The 590-nt window shown below is 65.6% G+C and carries 1 protein-coding gene; it reads left to right on the forward strand.

Going from position 1 to position 590, the window contains the following annotated elements; translation table 11 throughout:
- The coding region (locus JNK74_29600) for a hypothetical protein (protein ID MBL7650329.1) at positions 1 to 590 on the forward strand (590 nt) is incomplete at both ends.

Here is a 590-nt window from a genome sequence, read left to right on the forward strand (position 1 = left end):
CGCTGCGAGAACCGGTTCGCATCCAGGCAGATGCCACGCTGCGCGACGCTGCACAAGCGATGCGCGATCAACGGGTTGGCTGCCTGCTGATCGAGGCCGGTGCCGACAGCGCGCTCGTCACCGATTCGAGCCTGCGCGACGCCCTGGCCCTCGACGAGGTTCCGGCGGATGCGCCGGTCGTGCGGGTCGCCCACCGTCCTCTGGTGACCATCGATTCCGGCGCGCTGCTGCTCGACGCATTGATCCAGATGCAGCGGCCCGGCGTTGAATACCTGCTGGTGACCGACCACGGCAGGATTTTCGCCGCGCTCGACCAAACCGATGTCCTCGGCTATATGGCGACCCATTCCAGCGCGATACTCGAGCTGGTCGCCCGGGCAAAGCAGCCGACCGACCTCAAGCCGGCGGCCGATGCCATGCTGCGGTTGATCGGCGCGTTGCTGCGAAACGGCATGAAGTCCGACCGCATTGGTCGACTGGCCAGCGATGTCCATCGCGCGATCTTCCGGCGCCTGTTCGAAATGCTGGTGCCCAAGGAACTCCAGCAGGACGCGTGCTTCATTGTCATGGGCAGCGAAGGACGCAGCGAA

The sequence above is a fragment of the Candidatus Hydrogenedentota bacterium genome (assembly GCA_016791475.1).
In the GTDB taxonomy this organism is placed as follows: domain Bacteria; phylum Hydrogenedentota; class Hydrogenedentia; order Hydrogenedentales; family JAEUWI01; genus JAEUWI01.